15 protein-coding genes are annotated in these 17,518 nt (G+C 50.6%); 8 read left to right on the forward strand and 7 right to left on the reverse strand.

Annotated features, from left to right (window positions below; genetic code table 11):
- Nucleotide 1 precedes the first annotated feature (1 nt).
- Nucleotides 2–871 carry an acyl-CoA thioesterase gene (locus AC3CB2_RS01880; protein ID WP_352931244.1) on the reverse strand — a complete coding sequence of 290 codons (870 nt, stop codon included), beginning with the start codon at nucleotides 869–871 and terminating at the stop codon, nucleotides 2–4.
- Between the two features lie 69 nt (nucleotides 872–940).
- Nucleotides 941–1,906 (reverse strand): alpha/beta hydrolase, encoded by a 966-nt coding sequence (locus AC3CB2_RS01885; protein ID WP_352931242.1) that lies wholly within the window; start codon nucleotides 1,904–1,906, stop codon nucleotides 941–943.
- 204 nt (nucleotides 1,907–2,110) lie between these two features.
- On the opposite strand from AC3CB2_RS01885, the gene AC3CB2_RS01890 reads away from it, so the two are divergent.
- Entirely contained in the window at nucleotides 2,111–2,515 is a 405-nt protein-coding gene (locus AC3CB2_RS01890) for a secondary thiamine-phosphate synthase enzyme YjbQ (RefSeq protein ID WP_014284466.1), read from the forward strand.
- A 13-nt stretch (nucleotides 2,516–2,528) separates the two neighbouring features.
- On the opposite strand, the gene AC3CB2_RS01895 is transcribed toward AC3CB2_RS01890, so the two are convergent.
- The 3 genes from AC3CB2_RS01895 to AC3CB2_RS01905 form a co-directional block, all read right to left on the reverse strand.
- The gene (locus AC3CB2_RS01895) at nucleotides 2,529–2,891 is read right to left on the reverse strand and encodes a hypothetical protein (protein ID WP_054783136.1); all 363 of its coding nucleotides are present in this window, start codon (nucleotides 2,889–2,891) and stop codon (nucleotides 2,529–2,531) included.
- A gap of 147 nt (nucleotides 2,892–3,038) precedes the next feature.
- A complete protein-coding gene (locus AC3CB2_RS01900; protein ID WP_352931239.1) occupies nucleotides 3,039–4,751 on the reverse strand; it encodes a sodium:solute symporter family transporter in 1,713 nt (570 codons plus the stop codon).
- The gene (locus tag AC3CB2_RS01905; protein WP_352931237.1) at nucleotides 4,748–5,044 is read right to left on the reverse strand and encodes a hypothetical protein; all 297 of its coding nucleotides are present in this window, start codon (nucleotides 5,042–5,044) and stop codon (nucleotides 4,748–4,750) included. Before AC3CB2_RS01905 ends, AC3CB2_RS01900 begins: the two co-directional genes overlap by 4 nt.
- Nucleotides 5,045–5,516: 472 nt before the next feature.
- On the opposite strand from AC3CB2_RS01905, the gene AC3CB2_RS01910 reads away from it, so the two are divergent.
- Nucleotides 5,517–6,191: a response regulator gene (locus AC3CB2_RS01910; protein ID WP_014284470.1), complete on the forward strand. Its 675-nt coding sequence runs from the start codon at nucleotides 5,517–5,519 to the stop codon at nucleotides 6,189–6,191.
- Nucleotides 6,192–6,272: 81 nt separating this feature from the next.
- Here the strand turns inward: AC3CB2_RS01910 and AC3CB2_RS01915 are convergent, their stop codons facing one another.
- A complete protein-coding gene (locus AC3CB2_RS01915; RefSeq protein ID WP_352931235.1) occupies nucleotides 6,273–9,806 on the reverse strand; it encodes a PAS domain-containing hybrid sensor histidine kinase/response regulator in 3,534 nt (1,177 codons plus the stop codon).
- Between the two features lie 400 nt (nucleotides 9,807–10,206).
- Between AC3CB2_RS01915 and AC3CB2_RS01920 the strand changes: the two genes are divergently transcribed.
- From AC3CB2_RS01920 to AC3CB2_RS01940, 5 genes are all read left to right on the forward strand, one after another.
- Nucleotides 10,207–10,692, forward strand: coding sequence for a hypothetical protein (locus tag AC3CB2_RS01920; protein ID WP_208609078.1), 486 nt, complete (start codon nucleotides 10,207–10,209; stop codon nucleotides 10,690–10,692).
- Between the two features lie 534 nt (nucleotides 10,693–11,226).
- Nucleotides 11,227–12,333, forward strand: a complete 1,107-nt coding sequence (locus AC3CB2_RS01925; protein WP_014284473.1) for a two-component system sensor histidine kinase NtrB — start codon at nucleotides 11,227–11,229, stop codon at nucleotides 12,331–12,333.
- Nucleotides 12,334–12,385: 52 nt separating this feature from the next.
- Nucleotides 12,386–12,988: a response regulator transcription factor gene (locus AC3CB2_RS01930; RefSeq protein WP_014284474.1), complete on the forward strand. Its 603-nt coding sequence runs from the start codon at nucleotides 12,386–12,388 to the stop codon at nucleotides 12,986–12,988.
- A gap of 173 nt (nucleotides 12,989–13,161) precedes the next feature.
- Nucleotides 13,162–13,497, forward strand: a complete 336-nt coding sequence (locus AC3CB2_RS01935; protein WP_352931232.1) for a response regulator — start codon at nucleotides 13,162–13,164, stop codon at nucleotides 13,495–13,497.
- A gap of 235 nt (nucleotides 13,498–13,732) precedes the next feature.
- Entirely contained in the window at nucleotides 13,733–14,452 is a 720-nt protein-coding gene (locus AC3CB2_RS01940; RefSeq protein ID WP_008549988.1) for a Crp/Fnr family transcriptional regulator, read from the forward strand.
- A 156-nt stretch (nucleotides 14,453–14,608) separates the two neighbouring features.
- Here the strand turns inward: AC3CB2_RS01940 and hemN are convergent, their stop codons facing one another.
- Complete coding sequence (hemN, locus tag AC3CB2_RS01945) at nucleotides 14,609–15,958, reverse strand: oxygen-independent coproporphyrinogen III oxidase (RefSeq protein WP_008549883.1); 1,350 nt, start codon at nucleotides 15,956–15,958, stop codon at nucleotides 14,609–14,611.
- A 216-nt stretch (nucleotides 15,959–16,174) separates the two neighbouring features.
- Between hemN and AC3CB2_RS01950 the strand changes: the two genes are divergently transcribed.
- Nucleotides 16,175–17,278 carry an AbrB family transcriptional regulator gene (locus tag AC3CB2_RS01950; RefSeq protein ID WP_352931230.1) on the forward strand — a complete coding sequence of 368 codons (1,104 nt, stop codon included), beginning with the start codon at nucleotides 16,175–16,177 and terminating at the stop codon, nucleotides 17,276–17,278.
- The last annotated feature ends 240 nt before the right edge of the window (nucleotides 17,279–17,518 follow it).

The raw sequence follows: 17,518 nt of genomic DNA on the forward strand, positions 1-17,518 counted from the left end.
CTTATTGGCTCTGCAATGCCACCAGAGCAGAGCGGAAATCTTCAGTCAGCGGAACAGTCTTACGGCTGTTCAGGTCCATGCTGATGGACACCTGATCACACACCGCAGCCAGTCGCTTAGTCCGCGCTTCAAACAAATGATGGCGGATTGTAAACGTGTTTTCCTGCACACTGGTCAGCGTAGAAATCACCTGCACCATATCACCCAGCTTCAACGGGCTGATCCAGGAAAGCTTCTGCTCCAGAGCCACACGGCCATACTCGTTCTCATCCAACCACGCCGTATTCATCGGCGTCCGCTCCCAAACATGGGCAGCAGCATCAGAGAAGCAGGAAAGTGCAAATGCATCTTCCGCTTTCTGCTCAGCGTTCAGATGACGCGGCAGAACAGTAGAGCGACCAGTAATCATCGCACCGCTCTTCAGCAAATCATCAACGGTCGGCTTACCGGAAAACGGGCTAGGAGAGATGCCACGTGGAACCGCTGGCTTGGAGATGTTCTCTTCAACGTCTTTAAAGCGAGCACGAAGCTGCTTTGCAGAGGAAGGGTTTGGCGTGTAGCCGTCAATTGCGGTCGCGCAGATTTCCCCGGTTGAGCCTTCAATCATTTCATGCACAACGGAGAGCATGTGAGGGCCATCGAAAGCCACGTAAGACTTAACTGTAATCAACGATGCAGCAACCAACTCTGCATGATAACGTACATGCCGAACCCGGCGCGCACCAACCAGTGCTTCGCTAAATCCGGTCAGCATTCTAAATTGACGGTCAGCTTCTTCAAACTTGGAGAAGTAAAACTGCACGTTCAGATGGTCGTTCTCGTCGCATTCCCATGTATTCACAAACGAGAGAAGTGTTTCTAAGCTTGCCATATCCAACCCTTTGTGCAGCCTCGGTCCATAAGCGCTACTGCGATACCCCACTAATTATTAACAATTAGCTCAGGTCGAACCGAATTTCGTCCGAAAAAAACTATCTATCCTTTGGGTGCTCAGCTTGGCAAGAGCAAGATCAAAACTTTGAAAAACATGACATCCATGGGGATAAACCTCAAGTGAGGCGTCCACTCCAGCCGATTTCAACCTGAACGCGAGAAAACAAGTATCATCCAGTAGGGGATCTTCTGTACCTACACTTAGCAGTGTCGGCGGCATCCCTTCCAGCCGGGCATAGAGCGGGGAAATCTGAGGATCTTCTGGGCTTTCCTCTCCCATCAAAAAGTGCTTTCCAAACATCCGCATATCCCGCGTGGTTGGAAACAGAACTTCATTTCCCCACAAACGAGCAGAGGGCGTCAGGCCGATATCATACCAACCTGCTAGTAAAACCAATGCTTTAAAGGGAACCATACCGTGTTTATCACGCAGTCGTAGCGCTGTTATCAGGGCCAGAGTTGCCCCCGCGCTTTCCCCTGTCAGGCCAAAGCTACTCCATCCAAATCTGCTTGCCCCTTCATTCAAAATCCAATGACAGGCCGCCTCACAATCATCCGGCCCCTGCGGAAAAGGACACTCCGGTGCAAGCCGATATTCAACGGAAACCACGTCTAATCCGGTGTTTGTCGCCATCTCTTCGAGATAGGGATCCTGAAAAGCGGCCGAACCAAAAACAAATCCACCACCATGAAAATGAACAATAACGCCCTTTGATGAATTTTCGTCAGCTCTGAACAAGCGCAGAGAGATTGGCCCGTGTGGTCCTTCAATCTCCAGCTCCTCTGCATTCTCGGAGTAGGTAGGGATCGGAAAGGCACCCAGCCCTTGCAGGCGGCGCTCACGGGTAACAGAAGGGGGAAAACTCCATTGATCAGGGAGCGCTCTCAGCTGCTCTGTCATTTCCTTGTTAAATGCCTTTGCTTCTGCGGCAGCCTCTTGACTTATCGACAGAGGGGCGAAATTCTCAGCCATGTAGTTTCTCCGGAAGCGACAATAAACAGTTGCCAATATGTTTGTTATAGAAGTTGTCGCGCAATCTCGCGTCAATGACAACGACACGATCTTAATTAACTAATAATAAGGGGATGGGTTTCCAGCATGTCGGGTTGGTCGAAAACAAAGAATAGCTGCGAGGTCTGGACAATTGACAGTGGCCAGACGCAACTCTCCCAGTCCATGGGACGACTGGTCTTCATGACACAAGGTCTCGGCTTTTATGAAGTCACCAACGAGATCCGCGAGTGGGCGAAGTCAGTCCAGCTCAAGGATGGCCTGCTCACCTTGTTTGTCCGCCACACCTCTGCATCCGTCACCATACAGGAAAACGCCGACCCAACCGTCTTGCAGGACCTGCAAAAGGCCCTTGCAAACGTAGCGCCGGAAAATGGTGGCTGGCTTCATTCCTATGAAGGCCCGGATGATATGCCCGCCCACATCAAAACCATGCTGACTGGAGTTTCCTTGCAAATTCCAGTGGTTGATGGGGATCTGGATCTGGGCACCTGGCAGGGTATTTATCTCATCGAGCATAGAAGAGCGCCACACAGACGCTCAATGACCCTGCATTATCTTGGCTCATAACTCCAGTTTCGGATCAGTCTGAGAAACTGGCAACAACGCTGACAAACCAAAGCCCCAAAGCAACCACCATCGCGCGCTTGGAATACTCATGGTAGGCCGTACGCAATGCATCGCTGTGCAGTCTGTTGGGGTCTTGGCTGCTGCTGTCCTGGCTTTTGATCAGAGCCCAGGCATCATCGCCATCATTCTTGTTGAATGGCATATTCCAGGCTTTGTAAACAAGAGCAGCACTCAAAGCGATTGCAAGCATAGCGCCTGCGCGAAATGAACTGGCCGGATCAAAGCTGAGCGCAGCCATAATGAAAAGCACGCCAAGGCAGTAAAATCCGCAAATACGGGCAACGCTGGCACGGGCAGCACGTTGTAAAGCGTCCATAGGTTTCTCCTAGGCTTCTATTGGAGATAAACTATAAACGCAGCTCTATTGAATTCGACTTATCGCAAGTTGTAAACTGGAATTGGCGTAAATGGACTGCAAACGCGCCCCAGTAGTTGTAATGGTTTGATTAGAACTTTCTGAAAATTACGTCTTAATCTCTATGAGTTCTTCTGGTTCATCATCGTCAGAATTCTCAGGGATATCTATCGTAAGATCTCGTTCATTTGGTTGCTCGAGCAAACTTGCGAGATGAAAATGGCGTTCATCTTCAGAAAAAGTGACGTAACTGAGTGAAATGCCAACCACAAAACTTAAAAACGCAGCAAGCAAACCGCCCATCTCCGCTGGGAAGCCAAACCAGAACCCTGTCGATCCGCTCTTAACTGCAATTGCATAAAGAACAGTCGCCAGACTGCCTGCCAGCATTGCACTGTAAGCTGCGGTCGCATGGAAGCGGCTCCACCAACATGAGAGGATCAGAACTGGGAAGAAGGTGGCGGCTGCAAGTGACAGCGCAAAAGCCAACATATCCAGGAAGAGTAGGCTTTCGCTGTAGGTGAGATAGGTGACAAAGGCACAAACACCCAGCACCACTAGGCGCGCCAGCACGATTTTCTGGCTCAATGAAGCTTTTGGCAAGGCAAAGGTTTCAATCAAATCTCTGGAGATGCTGGTGGACAGAGCCATCAATAAAGCAGAACTGGTTGCCAGTGCCGCTGCGACAATGCCAGATCGGATCAAAGCTGCGATCAGACCGCTCTGGCTGCCTTGATCAAGCGCATTGGGACCAAGCAGACTCTGCAGTCGTTCATCAGCCAGAAGCAGAAAGTAGGCTGAGCCGATCACCATCAATAGAAGGAGGAAAGAAAGGGAGTATCCAGCAGCTCTCCTCGAATCCGATGAGCTCTCCGTACCCTGAAACTTGCTGAGCAGATGTGGTAAGCTCGCCATTCCAACAGCAAAGAAAAGCGCTGTTCCGATCAAAGGCCACAGGCCACCTGCATAGGGGCCTTGGGTCAGGAACCAACCAATCCTAGTGTTTTCGATATCGATAATCGCAGCGAGTTGCGTGTTCAATGATGTTCCAACGACACTCGTGAACTCAGCCCCCTCCGCTACGAGAGGAGCGGTGAGCTGATCCAGAACAAGCAGGATGACAGGAGAAAAGCAGGCAAACACCATCAGCACGCCCTGTAGCGCCTGCGTCCACACAGCGGCACTGACACCACCCAAGACCACTGAGATCAGCAGCACAGCTGCAAAGAGGAGAATGCCGGTTGTTGCTGCTGCTCCAAGAGAGGTGGCAAGTACTTGGCCCCCAATAAGCATTTCAGCACACAATAAAGGAACAGCCACCAGAACAAGTAATCCACTTGCTACCAATCGAACCAGATTGCTTTGCAAGCGCACACCCAGAAACTCAGGAATGGTCGCAGAACCAAACTTTCTGAGCGGCGATGCAAACAAGACCGCGCACAGAACCAGACTGCTCACCCACCCGAGAATGATTGGAAAGCTCACATACTCTGGTAGGAAGATCAGGGAGAGAAATAGCGGAAAGAAACTCCCACCAACAAAACAAGCTGCCAAGGTAATGCCGGTCAGCCCTGCCGGTACATTTTTACCACCCCAGTGAAACTCAGTGAGCTTCATGGTTCTGGCAAGGATACCAACCATGGCAAACACCAGCAAAGGCAGCAGGGCCATCAGTGCTTCGATCAGCACCACGACAACACCAGCTTTCTCCATCACGGCCAAGAGACCTGTCAGTAGGAACAGGGCCAGAGCAAATAGGGAAAGTGCAAGCGGAATGCCTTTGTATTGCGACGGATGAGGATCAAGGCTTGAAAGACTCATGACTTGCCTCCCTGACGTTTGGAAGCGCCAGTGCTGCCTTCATCAAGCCGATCTTGTGCACTGCAGAACCAGGAGATCAGAATGCTGGCGACAAAAAACAGAATGCATCCCCATACATAGCTGTTTGAAAGAGAACCAAAAAGTCCATTCAAAGCCTCTTGGGATGCGCCTTGCCCCGTAGATAGAGCGCCGTAGTAAATCGCCAGACAGAAGAAGATGAGCCAGAGTGTGAGGGTTGCGGCCATGAGCGCACGAGTTTTGGTCCAATAGGCGACTCTATTTGGTGTACGCACTCCCACCTCCAGTAATGCTTACTCAACGTATACATACTCTACAGTGCCCAAAGCGAACCGCTAGACTAAAATTCTACTACCTAATACTAATCCCCAATCCTCGAAGCACTGAAAGCAGAAAAACATCGACAATTTGCGACCCATACTTTGGGCGCAACTATTGAGATCTGTGCATGCCTTCTTGCAATATCTTAATGATTACTGGTTGTTTTGTCGTAAAAGTGCATGAGATGGGTGAAAACAATCAACTTCATGCTTGCCAGCACCTCCTTGTTTCGCATAATGCTTTTGTATAGGGGGTTGCGATCAATGAGACTCTGCGGAGTTCACTGGTTGTGAAAAATCTATCGTGGCGTTTTGGGAGAGCTGCGAAATTCTCGCTCATGCTCCTGAGGCGTCGAAAACTGTATGTCTGATGATCGTATTTCGATGAGACGGATCGAAGACCATTGGAAACAGTCCACGACAAGAAATGGAGGAGCACAGCGTGCACAACGCGGTCCACCGCTTTATTATCGCTGATGACCACCCGCTGTTCCGTGGTGCAATGCGTCAAACAATCGAGAAGCAATTCGCGTCGGTAAAGATTATTGAGGCTGGGAGCCTTGATGAAGTTACCGCAGCTCTCGATCGGGAGGAAGACGTAGACATGATCCTTCTGGATCTGTCCATGCCGGGCATGCGAGGGTTCTCTGGTTTAATGTACTTGCGTGCTCAATATGTGGGTGTGCCAATTGTCGTCGTTTCAGGAACAGAAGATCCGACCACAATTCGCAGTGCCATTGAGTTTGGCGCGTCCGGGTATATTCCAAAGTCACTTGGTATTGATGTTATTCAGGATGGTGTTTCTGTTGTTCTGGAGGGAGGCGTTTGGATTCCACCGGACATCGACCTGAACACCGTTGATGAAGCAACCAAAATGGCTCAGCGTCTTGCATCTCTGACACCGCAGCAGGTGCGCGTGTTGATGATGCTTTCGCAAGGTTTGCTGAACAAGCAGATCGCCTACGAACTGTCTGTATCTGAAGCGACTGTCAAAGCACACGTTTCTGCAATCTTGCAGAAGCTGGGCGTTGAAAGCCGCACGCAGGCAGTGATCGCAGCGGCGAAGATTGAAGCTGGTCAATGGCAAAGTATTGCTGGCTGATCAGGCTTTGATATGAATTACGAAAAAAGGCGCTCTCCGGAGCGCCTTTTTTGTTGGGCTGATGATGGAAACGATCGCTGATCAGCCATCCCCAAGCGCCGCTTTACAGCGCATCAGATGGGCACGAAGAACGGCAGGCTTGAGCGGCTTATGGATCATCTCCATATCCTTGTCAGTTGCTTCCGCGCGGACCTCAGCTGTTCTGTCAGCTGTGATCAGCATAGCAGGGAAGTGGACACCAAACTTCCAGCGCAAATGCACCACTGCTTCAATGCCGGTGCCCTGATCCAGATGGTAATCCGCCAGAATGATGTCTGGCTGTGTTTTGCTGGAGTAGATCACTTTAGCCGCTTCTTGCGCATTTGGAGCCGTAACCACATTGCACTTCCATGTGCGCAGCAGCGACTCCATGCCCTCCAGAATCTGCGGTTCATTGTCGATAGCCAGAACATTAAGCCCTGCCAGCTGGCTGACGATAGCCCGCGGCTGTGCCTGCTTCTCAGCCACCGGCACACTCATGGCTTCTTTAATGGCGACAGAGAAGCGGGAGCCTTTGCCATCCTGTGATTTGAGCGCAACGTTCAAACCCAGCACCTTGCTGATCCGCTCAACAATGGAGAGGCCAAGGCCGAGGCCGGATGCAATGCGAGCCCCATCATCAAGACGGCGGAATTCTTTGAAAATCAGCTCCTGCTGTTTCTCCGGAATACCGATGCCGCTATCATAGACCTCGATGTTGGCCATGTTGTTCTTCGTCTTACGAACCCCAACGACAACGCCGCCCTTCGTAGAGTACTTCAGGCCGTTGGAGATCAGGTTCTGCAACAACCGGCGCAACAGGCGACGATCGGAGCGGACACAGACATCTGTACTCCGGATCTTGAGTTTCAGGCCTTTTTCTTTAGCTATTGGCGTGAACTCAACCCGCAACGGATTGAGTATGTCATCAAGACGGAAAGTTGAAATCTCAGGCTTGAAGGCCCGCGTATCAAGCCGCGAGATATCCAGCACAGCACCGATGATCTCTTCCACGGACTCAAGAGAGGCCTCAATATTGCTTACCAGCTTCCGGTCCTCAGGATCGCCATCCGTGAAACGGTCAGTGAGGGTGGAAGAATAGAGCCGTGCAGCATTGAGCGGTTGAAGAATGTCGTGGCTGGCAGAAGCGAGGAAGCGGGTCTTGTCCTGATAGGCTAGCTCCGCAGTCTTCTTCGCTGCTTCCAACTGCTCATTCACCTTGGTCAGTTCTTCTGTACGGTCCCGAACACGCTGCTCTAGGTTCTCATTTGCCCGTGCCAAAGCCTCTTCTGCCAGTACACGCTCTGTGATGTCCGTGTAGCTGGTCACCAAGCCGCCGTAGGGCATTGGGCTTGTCCGCACTTCCAGAACCGTACCAGCGCTGACCAGATGCTCCTGATAGGTCTCCTGTCGGTTGATGAAGTTGTGCATGCGCAGGCCGACGATTTCATCGACGTCGCCATCTCCAAACTCACCAGCTTCAGCGATATGTCGGATCATCTCCTCAAGCGATGTCCCCACCTGACCAAACTTGGCGGGCAACATCAGCATCTCACGATACTGCCGGTTCCAGCAGATCAGGCGGAGATCCTTGTCATAAACGGAGATACCCTGGCGAACCTGATCCAACGCGATCTGCAGAAGGTCGCGGTTGTATTGAATGGCTTCAGTCGCATCATCGAGCAGTTTGATCGCTTCCTGAGTACCCGGATCACGGCGCTTCAGCAGCAAAGACAGAACAAGGCGGGCAGAGGCTGAACCGATCGCGCTGGCGAGCAATTGCTCGGAGAACCTCAAAATGACAGCATCGGCTTCTTCTTTGCTGTCGATCGTGATGCGGTGTTCAGCAGCATACGTATCAAAGGAGCGCTGCGTCCGTTCTTCGCCCACATAGCGGGAGATGGTCGCCTGAAGATCACCTACAGTGATAGTAGTGCGCAGCTTCCGCAAAGCAGGGGCCTGCGTGATACCGGTTGGCACAAAAGTATTCGCTTGAATGCGCTCAATGGCGGTTGGCTGACGGGTCAAAGAGAAGACCACATAAAATACAAGACCGGCGACAAGGCTCCACAGCACACCATGAACGAATGGATCTACATCCAGATAAAGCAGCGCTTCTGGCTTGAGGATCTCAATGCCAAATGGGCCGTTGTTCAAAATGGTGGCGCCAAAGATGTTCTCCCGCGCAAATACCGGCAGCAGCAAGGTGTAAAACCAAACTGTGAAGCCAGCAATCATGCTCGCAATTGCTCCGCGTGCATTCGCTCTGCGCCAGATCAGGCCACCAATGAAAGAAGGTGCAAACTGCGCAATGGCTGCGAACGAAAGTAAACCAATGCTGGAAAGAGCAGCACTGTCACCGGCAACGCGGTAGTAAACATAGCTTCCCAGAATGACGAGGAAGATGGACATGCGCCGAATGCCCAGAACCAACTGGCTCATATCCTCACCAGAGGTGGAGATGATCTCATCTTCACTGCGTCGCCGCAGAATGATCGGCATCACCAGATCGTTGGAAACCATAATCGACAGCGCAACAGTGGTCACGATCACCATGGCCGTTGCGGCTGATAGGCCACCGATGAACACAAGCAAGGTCAGCCAGTCAGCATCATACGCACGAGGTAGGGCCAGCACGAACATGTCCGGATCAACTGTGTTGCCCAGAATGGTCAAGCCGGCAAGAGCGATAGGAACAACAAACAGGTTGATAGCAATTAGGTAGCTTGGAAACAGCCACGTTGCCCGCTTCAATTCCGCTTCGCTGTTGTATTCAGTCACCGTCACATGGAACTGGCGCGGCAGCAGAACTATAGAGAATAAAGAGAGCAGCGTGATCACCGCCCACTTGCTGGCATTGATGTTCGTGAACAGATCCTGAGAGCTGTTGGTGTTGGCAAAAGAAGCGTGCAGCAGATCCCATGGGCCATCAAAGAGCATGAAGGTGACCCAGATACCAATTGCGAGGAAGGCCACCAACTTGACGACCGCTTCAGTCGCAATGGAAAGCATCAGGCCTTCCTGGTGTTCAGTCGCATCAATATGGCGGGTACCAAACAGCCAGGTGAACACCGCCATGAAGATGGCGATCATCAGTGTTTCATCACCAAAGATGGAGATCTCAGCATCATCCAGCGACAGCAACGGGTGCAGCACAATAGTGCCCACTGAAAGATCCAGTGCTTTCAGCTGCAATGCGATGTAAGGGATCATGCCGATGAAGGCGATAAGCGTAACGATCGCGCCAACCATTGGGTTCTTGCCATATCGGGCGGCAATGAAGTCAGCAACGGAAGTGATCTTCTCCGCCTTTGCCAGCTGGATGACCCGCAGGATCAACGGGTAACCAAAAGCAAACATCAAAATGGGGCCGAGGTAGATGGCAATAAACTCGAAACCATTTCGGGAAGCAGATCCGACAGATCCAAAAAATGTCCATGATGTACAGTAGACCGACAGCGAGAGGGCATAGATCAGTGGCCGCCCTCTGGTCTTCTTAACGCGGGTTTTTGCGACTTTGTCACCGTAGCTCGCGATAACAAATAAGAGCAGTATATATGCCAAAGCGACAAGGACTACGATCCAACCTTGAAGCATGCTTCCCCCGCCGGACTGGTGCGTCCGTTACTTCCATTAAATGTTTTTTGTCTCTCAATATTGCACAGTTGACCGATCTTTTGCGAAAGGCAAGAGTTCAATACGAGTTATTGCGTCTTTGTAACTGTAGAATTTTCTGACCTCGACGAAAGGCTATGAGTTGGGACAACAACGCAATTCTACAAAAGAGAACAGGCAAGGGGCCTTTGAAAATATTGAGAAAGTTTCTCTCGATAGTCCAAGCTGGCTGAAGCGCCTTTATGCGTTCTTCTTTTATAGATCCGACCTTGATACCCTTGATAAATTAAAGGGGTATTTAGGGCGCAGTGCGGCCTACCTCACACATAAGAATGTTCAGGAATATTCGCGTTCTCGTGCCGGCGTTCATTGGAAAGCTTTGTTGGACGAAGAAGAGTTCCAGCAAGCCTTGGAAAGTTCCCGCTGGAACTCGTTTTCAATCACTGTTGAACTGGTTGGCGAGATGGCACTCATTGTGCTGCGCCAGAAAACCAGAATAGACCCGCAGGATCTGGCCGGAATGATTGGCCAGTTGCTTAAAGAGATTATCGTCGAGCATCAGGAAGCCTCGGTTTGCTCATCGCAGGAGTGGAACGCGGCAGCACTCAACATGCAAACCAAAATGCGAACAGACGCCTTGGTGCCTTCCAGAAATGTAGCGGACATTGCGGCTATGCATGTCTCTAAGATTTTCTGCAGTCTTCCAATCCATAAACGGTTGCACGGTCACGACGAGCTGCTGCTGCTGAATGGTCTGCGTTTGAACCTGCTGCAGCTGCAACATGAGTTCTCTATCCGCGCAAATTGCAAGGCCCTGTCAGAACTGGCGAAAAACCATCAGATGCGCTCGCCAGATCCCGATTTATGATTAGCGAAATATTATTTCAAACAGCACTGACGACTCAAACAACTGCCTTCGATACCGTGTGTTTTGGAATGAAAACCGCCTGCATCGGTGGAAAACCTAGGCTTTGGGGAAGATATATCCTGCGACATATACGCGCCGTATAGGTGAACACGCTTACTACTTTTGGTTTACTCTATTTAGTCTTATTCCAAATTTGGCAATGATTTTGCGCGAGCACCTGAGAATTGTAAAATAATATTTTCCGTAAACTAACCTAAGGGTTCTCAGGGTTTTGTAGCGCTTGTAAGGCCAATCGGTAGGCATGCATGCTGTGTTTGAGACCTCTTACAGCTCTAAGTTTGCACGCCTAGGTTTAGAGAACGCATGTCTCCTACTTAATATATCAACAAATTTAAGGGAATTAATCGTTAAATCAGTCGCAGGCTAGGTGATTGACCTAGCTTAGGCCATGGGATAGCTGATTAGTCAAAATACCCATCTAGATACCCGATTAGATAAGCGTGCGGGTACGCTTACAACAACTAGGAAACTACTATGGTCTCCTCTTCATGCTTGCACAGTGTTCTGGATACAGCCGTTAATGGCATCATTGTCATTGATGATAACGGAACGATCCTAATCTATAACCGTGCTTGCGAGAACATGTTTGGCTACAAGAGCGCCGAAGTGGTTGGCAAAAATGTCAACACGCTGATGCCGAGCGCCGTTGCTGAACAGCATGACCAGTACATCCAGAATTACCTGAAATCCGGTGATGCGAAGGTTGTTGGTATTGGTCGTGAAGTTGTCGGTCGCCATAAGGACGGCACCGAAATTCCAATAGAGCTCTCTGTTGGCGAAGCGCAGACGGAAAGCGGGCACCAGTTCATTGGTGTTCTGAAGGATCTTCGCGCCACGAAGGAATATGAAGAACGCCTTCGCGTGCTTCAGTCCAACCTAGTGACGATGACCCGTGTGAATGCCCTCGACGAAATGGGCGCTGCAATTGCGCACGAAGTCAACCAGCCTCTCACTGCTCTGATGCTCTATCTGCAAACCGCCGCTCGCAGAGCGCGCGCAGCAGAACAGCCAGATGATGCCATGATCAGCTTGATGGATAAGGCAGTCGTTGAAGCAGAGCGGGCAGGGCAGATCATTCAGCGCATGCGCAACTTTGTTGAACGGCAGGCGCCACAATGCATCGGAACCGGGCTGGCAACACTGATTGATGATTGTCTTGAGTTGGTTCGTGTGGGCCACGAAGCTGATGATGTGGAGTTCATCTCTACTTTCGTGGACTACGATTACCAGCTTGAGTTGGACTCCGTACAAATACAACAGATTCTTGTAAACTTGATCCGAAATGCAGGGGAAGCCGTAAAGGATCAACCTGTTAAGCAAGTAGTTGTCTCTGTCGAACGTGACGAAGACAATGTGTTTGTTAAGGTTACGGATACTGGACCAGGCCTGGATGAGGAAGCAGTGTCGCACCTTTTCAAGGCCTTTACTGGGACAAAGCGGCGCGGTTTGGGTATTGGACTTGCGATTTCTCGTAGTATAGCCCAAAACCATGGTGGCGATTTACTTGTAGAACCATATGAGGAAGGTAAAGGTGCAACCTTCACTTTGCGGCTCCCGGTAAACTCAAAAGCAACGAGCTGAGCTGAAGCTGTTGTTTAGAACAACAAGAATAAGGACCTGAGCAATCATGACAATGCCGTCTGTGATCCATATTGTTGACGATGACCCAGCGGTTCGCGACGCGCTTTCTCTACTGTTTGAAACAGAAGGGTTTCGCGTAAAATCCTTTGCGAACGCTGAAGAGTTTCTTGGTGGGGTAGAAGAAGAGACGCCAAACTGCGTACTTCTTGATGTTCATATGCCAGGACGGTCAGGTATTGATATTCTGAAAAGCCTGAACGGCGAGAACTTCCCAGCACCGATCTTTATTATTTCCGGTCAGGGCGATATTCCAATGGCTGTCGAGGCGATCAAGTCTGGCGCCTACGACTTTATTGAAAAGCCATTCGACGTAGAATCCATCATCTCTCGCGTTCGTGAAGCAGTTTCCAGAACTGCACAGGCGAGCGGTGCGAACACAATGACCTTCCCAGGTGCAGAAACTCTGACACCTCGTGAGCGTCAGGTTCTGACCGAAATCACAGCAGGATCTTCCAACAAAGAAGCTGGCAGAAACCTCAAGATTTCTCCACGTACTGTTGAAGTTCACCGTGCGCGCATCATGGAAAAACTTGGTGCACGTAATGCTGCGGACCTCGTTCGCATCGTCCTCACTGGTGAACCTCCAGCTGCTTGATGTAGCGCAAACTAATAGGGAATGACCGGCTATACTTTCGGCCAATCTTGTTATTCCCGCGTGTTACTACGCATTACAAGACCCCGGCGCTTGTTTATGGTGGCTGGTGAGACAAAGTGCTGCACCTATTGTGCTTTGTCTCTCGAGCTACGAGAACAACGCTGGGGTTTGTTGTGATCTATATCGTTGAAGATGATGTATCTGTACGCGATGCAATTGCGGAAATGTTTGAGAGCCTTGATCTCACATGCACCGCGTTTGCAGACGGAGAATCGTTTCTCTCAGATGCATCACCGCGTGTAGATGACACTGTTTTCGTTGACCTGCACCTGCCTGGACTCGCCGGATCTGACCTGATTGAGAAGGTTGCCGCTTTGGATGAGGCGCCACAAATTGTCGCAATCAGCGGTCAGCCTCTTTGGAAGATCACGCGGGAACTGCCAAAAATTAGCTCAACACCAGTTGTTCGTAAGCCATTGAAAGAACAGGATTTATTGGATTTCGTGTAAACTTGATCTAACGCAAAAATTCATTTGTTTCAGATCAAATTACTGAAATATGAACCTGCTCCATAAGTTTTAATGCGTATTTAGGCGTTGCATTCTAATCAGTAAATCTGCATCAACAGGTCAGGCAAGCAATGACGGATGCTTGTCATGGCCAAGAGGCATTTAGAGAATAAACGAATAGTTCTCGCTACTTGCCCAGGCACGATGTTTGCGGAGGTATCCGCGAGGAGGGATTATGGTATCGGCCACATTGACAAAGCTTAGCGACCTTGATGGCCAGGCACCATTCAACGGTTGTCAGGAAAACTTCAGGCAGCCAGAAGTAATGGAAAAGCATTTGGGTCGTAAGCAGCGCTTGTCCGCGCACGATGTACTTTTCTATGAAGGTGATAAGGCAGAGCGCCTCTATGAAGTCGTTCGTGGAGTGATGATGCTCTACAAATTGCTTCCGGATGGTCGCCGCCAGGTGGTCTACATTCTGCGCGAAGGGGATATGCTCGGTTTCTCCAACCGCGACTTCTTTGATTGCACCGCAGAAGCTCTGACCGAAGTTGAGCTTCAGGTCTTTGAAAGCCGTGAGATCTCTACCTCTCCGATGATGCAGCACTACGTAAACCGTTGTCTGCTCTCTCAGATGGAGATCCTCCACGAGCATACCGTTCTGCTGGGCCGCAAGTCTGCTCTAGAGCGCGTTTCTACCTTCCTAATGAGCTTGGTGCCAAACCGTGGTGGACACGGCTGCACAGGCCCAAATGAAGAAGGTAAGCCAGATACCAAAACCGTTGCTCTGTCCATGACCCGTCAGGAAATTGCAGATTACCTTGGTCTGACCATCGAAACCGTTAGCCGCGTGATTTCTCAGCTGAAGCGTCGCGGTCTGATCAAAGTCGAAAAGCAGGACAGCATCCACATCACCAACATTTGTGGCATCTGTCAGCTGACTGGTATGCACTAAGCTGAGCTTAGGTGCAGGGCGCTCACTATAGAGCGTCGATAACAAGATAAGGAAACAGGCGCTGCACTCTCAGCGCCTTTTTTGTTGTCAGCATGTCTGCATAAAAGAAAAGCGGCCCGTTAAGGCCGCTTCTTTCATTCCGGTATGTCGTCGCTTTTAAACTGCGACAGAGTGCCGTGCCTGCTGGGTGGCTAGGTAAGTGTCAAACGCGGCAGCAACCACGCGTACATACCGCCGGCCTGCATCTGTCACAGTCACAACAGTGCCTTCCAGCGTCGCCACACCGTCTGCAATCATCTCCTGCATGTCCGCTGGGATGCTGGCGAACTCGCTAACTGGCAGGCCATGCTTTTCAGCGGTAGCTGCGTAATCGACCTCATAGTAGGTCATTAGCTGCATAATGATCTCTGCGCGGCACAGATCGACCTTATCGACAGCAATGCCCTTCTTGATCGGCAGAACATCATCAACCACCATACGCTCCCATTCGCGAGCAGATGGAGTTGTCTGAATGTAGCCCTGTGGCAGGAAGCCGATGGAGCTGCAGCCAAAACCGATCAAGGTGTCAGCAGTATCTGTTGTGTAGCCCTGGAAGTTGCGGCGCAGACGGCCTTCCTTCAGAGCAATCGCCATTTCGTCAGTTGGCAGAGCAAAGTGGTCCAGACCGATCACTTCATAGCCAGCTTCAACGAGCGCATCGCGGGAAACATCAGAAAGGCGGATGCGTTCATTCGCACCCGGCAGGTTTTCTTCTTTGATCAGCTGCTGATGCTTCTTGAACCACGGAACGTGCGCATAACCGAACAGAGCAACACGGCCAGGTGCAAGTTCCTTGGTGTATTCAACAGTCTCGCGGATCGTCTTTTCAGACTGCCCCGGCAGACCATACATCAGGTCGAAGTTGATATCGTGCAGCCCAACATTGCGAAGAGCAGTCACTGCTTTCTTCACTGTGTTGTAAGGCTGGATACGGCCAATCTGCTTCTGAACGTCTTCATCGAAGTCCTGAACACCCAGACTGGTGCGTGTGATGCCAGCCATCTTGAGGGTTTCGGCCAGATAGTCGCCAACTGTTCTTGGGTCGAGCTCGATTGCGTGCTCAATATCCTCTGAGAAGACAAAGTTGGCTTTTAGCTTGTCGACGATCTTTAGGAAAGCTTCACGAGGTACAAGGCTTGGAGTGCCGCCACCCCAATGGATATGGTGAACCTCACGACCTGTGCCCAAACGCTTCAGCACAAGGTCGATTTCTTTGAGCATCAACTCCACATACGCAAGCACCGGCGCCATCTTGCGCGTCGCCTTGGTGTTACATCCGCAGTAATGGCACATTTCCTGACAAAACGGCACATGTAGATACAGCGACAGTGGGGTGTCACGAGGAATACTCTCCAGCCATTCTCCATAGAGAGATGGTGTCACTGCTTCACTGAAGTGAGGGGCAGTTGGATAGGAGGTATAACGAGGTACGTTCAAAGACGCATATTTTTGCTCTAGATCGGTCATGACGCTACCATACGCAAATGGACTAATTGAACTTTGATCCCTGTCAACAACACTGAGTTTTTAAAAAACTCAAGTCCCTTCAAGCAATTCGCAGCTGTTTGCGAACAGTTCTAAACTCTATGATTGAAATAATATATTGATTGATTGAATCAAGATTGATCATATGAATTTCGCTTTGTACCTCTGCTGTAATGACCCGCGCAGAGAGGTAAGCTAGTGAGTAAAAACGACATTCTGACATTACTAGGAGTTTTGGCGCTCGGCGGAGCAGGGGCTGCTGCGTTTGAGGCACTGTCACTACCTGCCGGTTTTCTCGCTGGACCGATGGTAGCTGTTGTTCTCGCCAAATCTATTTCTCTTCCCTTGCTCAAAGACAACAGCTTCACATTCCCAAGCGGCCTGATCTCTGCCAACTACATCTTCATCGGTGCGGCGATGGGATCCGCTGTCTCACCTGACTTCTGGGCAGGTGCTGCCTTATGGCCGCTCTCCATGTTGGCACTGGTTGCTGTCGTGAGTGGCATTACGTCCTGCGTTTACCTCTACACCTATAAAAAATGTAGCTGGGGTCGGGATGAAGCCTTCTTTGCAGGTCTGCCGGGAGCGTTGGGAATGACTGCTGCTCTTGCGCAGGAGAGGGGAGCGCCCATGGATCGCATCATGATCGTCCAACTCGTACGCCTTTTTCTCCTGATCGCAGTCCTGCCTCTGATCATCTCCAGTGTCGTTGAGAGCAAAGAGGTCATCTTTTCTGAGACAAATGATGTAATGAGCCTGAGAGATGGGCTTCAACTTGTCCTTGCATTGCTGATCTGCGCAGTCTGCGGGTATGCTGCTCTCAAGCTAAAAGCGCCGGCGGGAATGCTGACCGGTGCTTTTTTTGCCAGTGCCGCTCTCAACTCAACGGGTATGCTAGAGTTCGCGCTTCCGGTATGGCTGGCGACGCCTTGCTATATAATAATGGGCACCAATGTTGGCCTCTACATCGGTAAGATGGATCGCAACACCTTAAAGCCAATATTGGGCACGTCGTTTATCGTGTTTGCCATCAGCCTTTCGGTCGCTTTGGGCGGAGCTGTGGTCACCTCATGGGCTCTCGAGATCTCCTTCGATAAGGTCTTTCTGTCATTTGCGCCCGGTGGCATGGAGGCCATGCTTCTCATCTCGATCTTGCTGGATATCGATCCGGTGTTTGTGGCCACTCATCAGTTGGCCCGCTTCATGGGGCTTCTGGCCTTCATGCCGATCGTCACAAGATATGTACTGGGGCCTGTTTCTGCTGGTCAGGCAGATGAGGCGAGGGCGCAGAGTGCGACCTAAGACGCATATCGCAGCGGTGCTTTTGTGCGCTGCAGAATTTCGCGAGGAACTTATCCAGCTCACCATGATTCTATGTATGCGTGCCTACGCTGATTTACCTATCAAAATACGCTAATTTATACCGAGCCCGCCAAAACACGCTTCAAGCTGCGCCAAAACAACGCATCTCGGGCTAATTATATGTAATATATGACGAAAACCCCAAAATAAGGGGTGTACTTGCGAATTAGAGTAATTTTA

It is taken from the genome of Pseudovibrio sp. SCP20 (assembly GCF_057774105.1).

Excerpts from the sequence above, each read along its gene's own strand:
- AC3CB2_RS01885 (WP_352931242.1), bottom strand. The coding sequence starts at position 1,906 with ATGGCTGAGAATTTCGCCCCTCTGTCGATAAGTCAAGAGGCTGCCGCA.
- AC3CB2_RS01890 (WP_014284466.1), top strand. The coding sequence starts at position 2,111 with ATGGGACGACTGGTCTTCATGACACAAGGTCTCGGCTTTTATGAAGTC.
- AC3CB2_RS01940 (WP_008549988.1), top strand. The coding sequence starts at position 13,733 with ATGGTATCGGCCACATTGACAAAGCTTAGCGACCTTGATGGCCAGGCA.
- AC3CB2_RS01880 (WP_352931244.1), bottom strand. The coding sequence starts at position 871 with ATGGCAAGCTTAGAAACACTTCTCTCGTTTGTGAATACATGGGAATGC.
- AC3CB2_RS01925 (WP_014284473.1), top strand. The coding sequence starts at position 11,227 with ATGGTCTCCTCTTCATGCTTGCACAGTGTTCTGGATACAGCCGTTAAT.
- AC3CB2_RS01930 (WP_014284474.1), top strand. The coding sequence starts at position 12,386 with ATGCCGTCTGTGATCCATATTGTTGACGATGACCCAGCGGTTCGCGAC.
- AC3CB2_RS01895 (WP_054783136.1), bottom strand. The coding sequence starts at position 2,891 with ATGGACGCTTTACAACGTGCTGCCCGTGCCAGCGTTGCCCGTATTTGC.
- AC3CB2_RS01910 (WP_014284470.1), top strand. The coding sequence starts at position 5,517 with ATGGAGGAGCACAGCGTGCACAACGCGGTCCACCGCTTTATTATCGCT.
- hemN (WP_008549883.1), bottom strand. The coding sequence starts at position 15,958 with ATGACCGATCTAGAGCAAAAATATGCGTCTTTGAACGTACCTCGTTAT.
- AC3CB2_RS01915 (WP_352931235.1), bottom strand. The coding sequence starts at position 9,806 with ATGCTTCAAGGTTGGATCGTAGTCCTTGTCGCTTTGGCATATATACTG.
- AC3CB2_RS01900 (WP_352931239.1), bottom strand. The coding sequence starts at position 4,751 with ATGAGTCTTTCAAGCCTTGATCCTCATCCGTCGCAATACAAAGGCATT.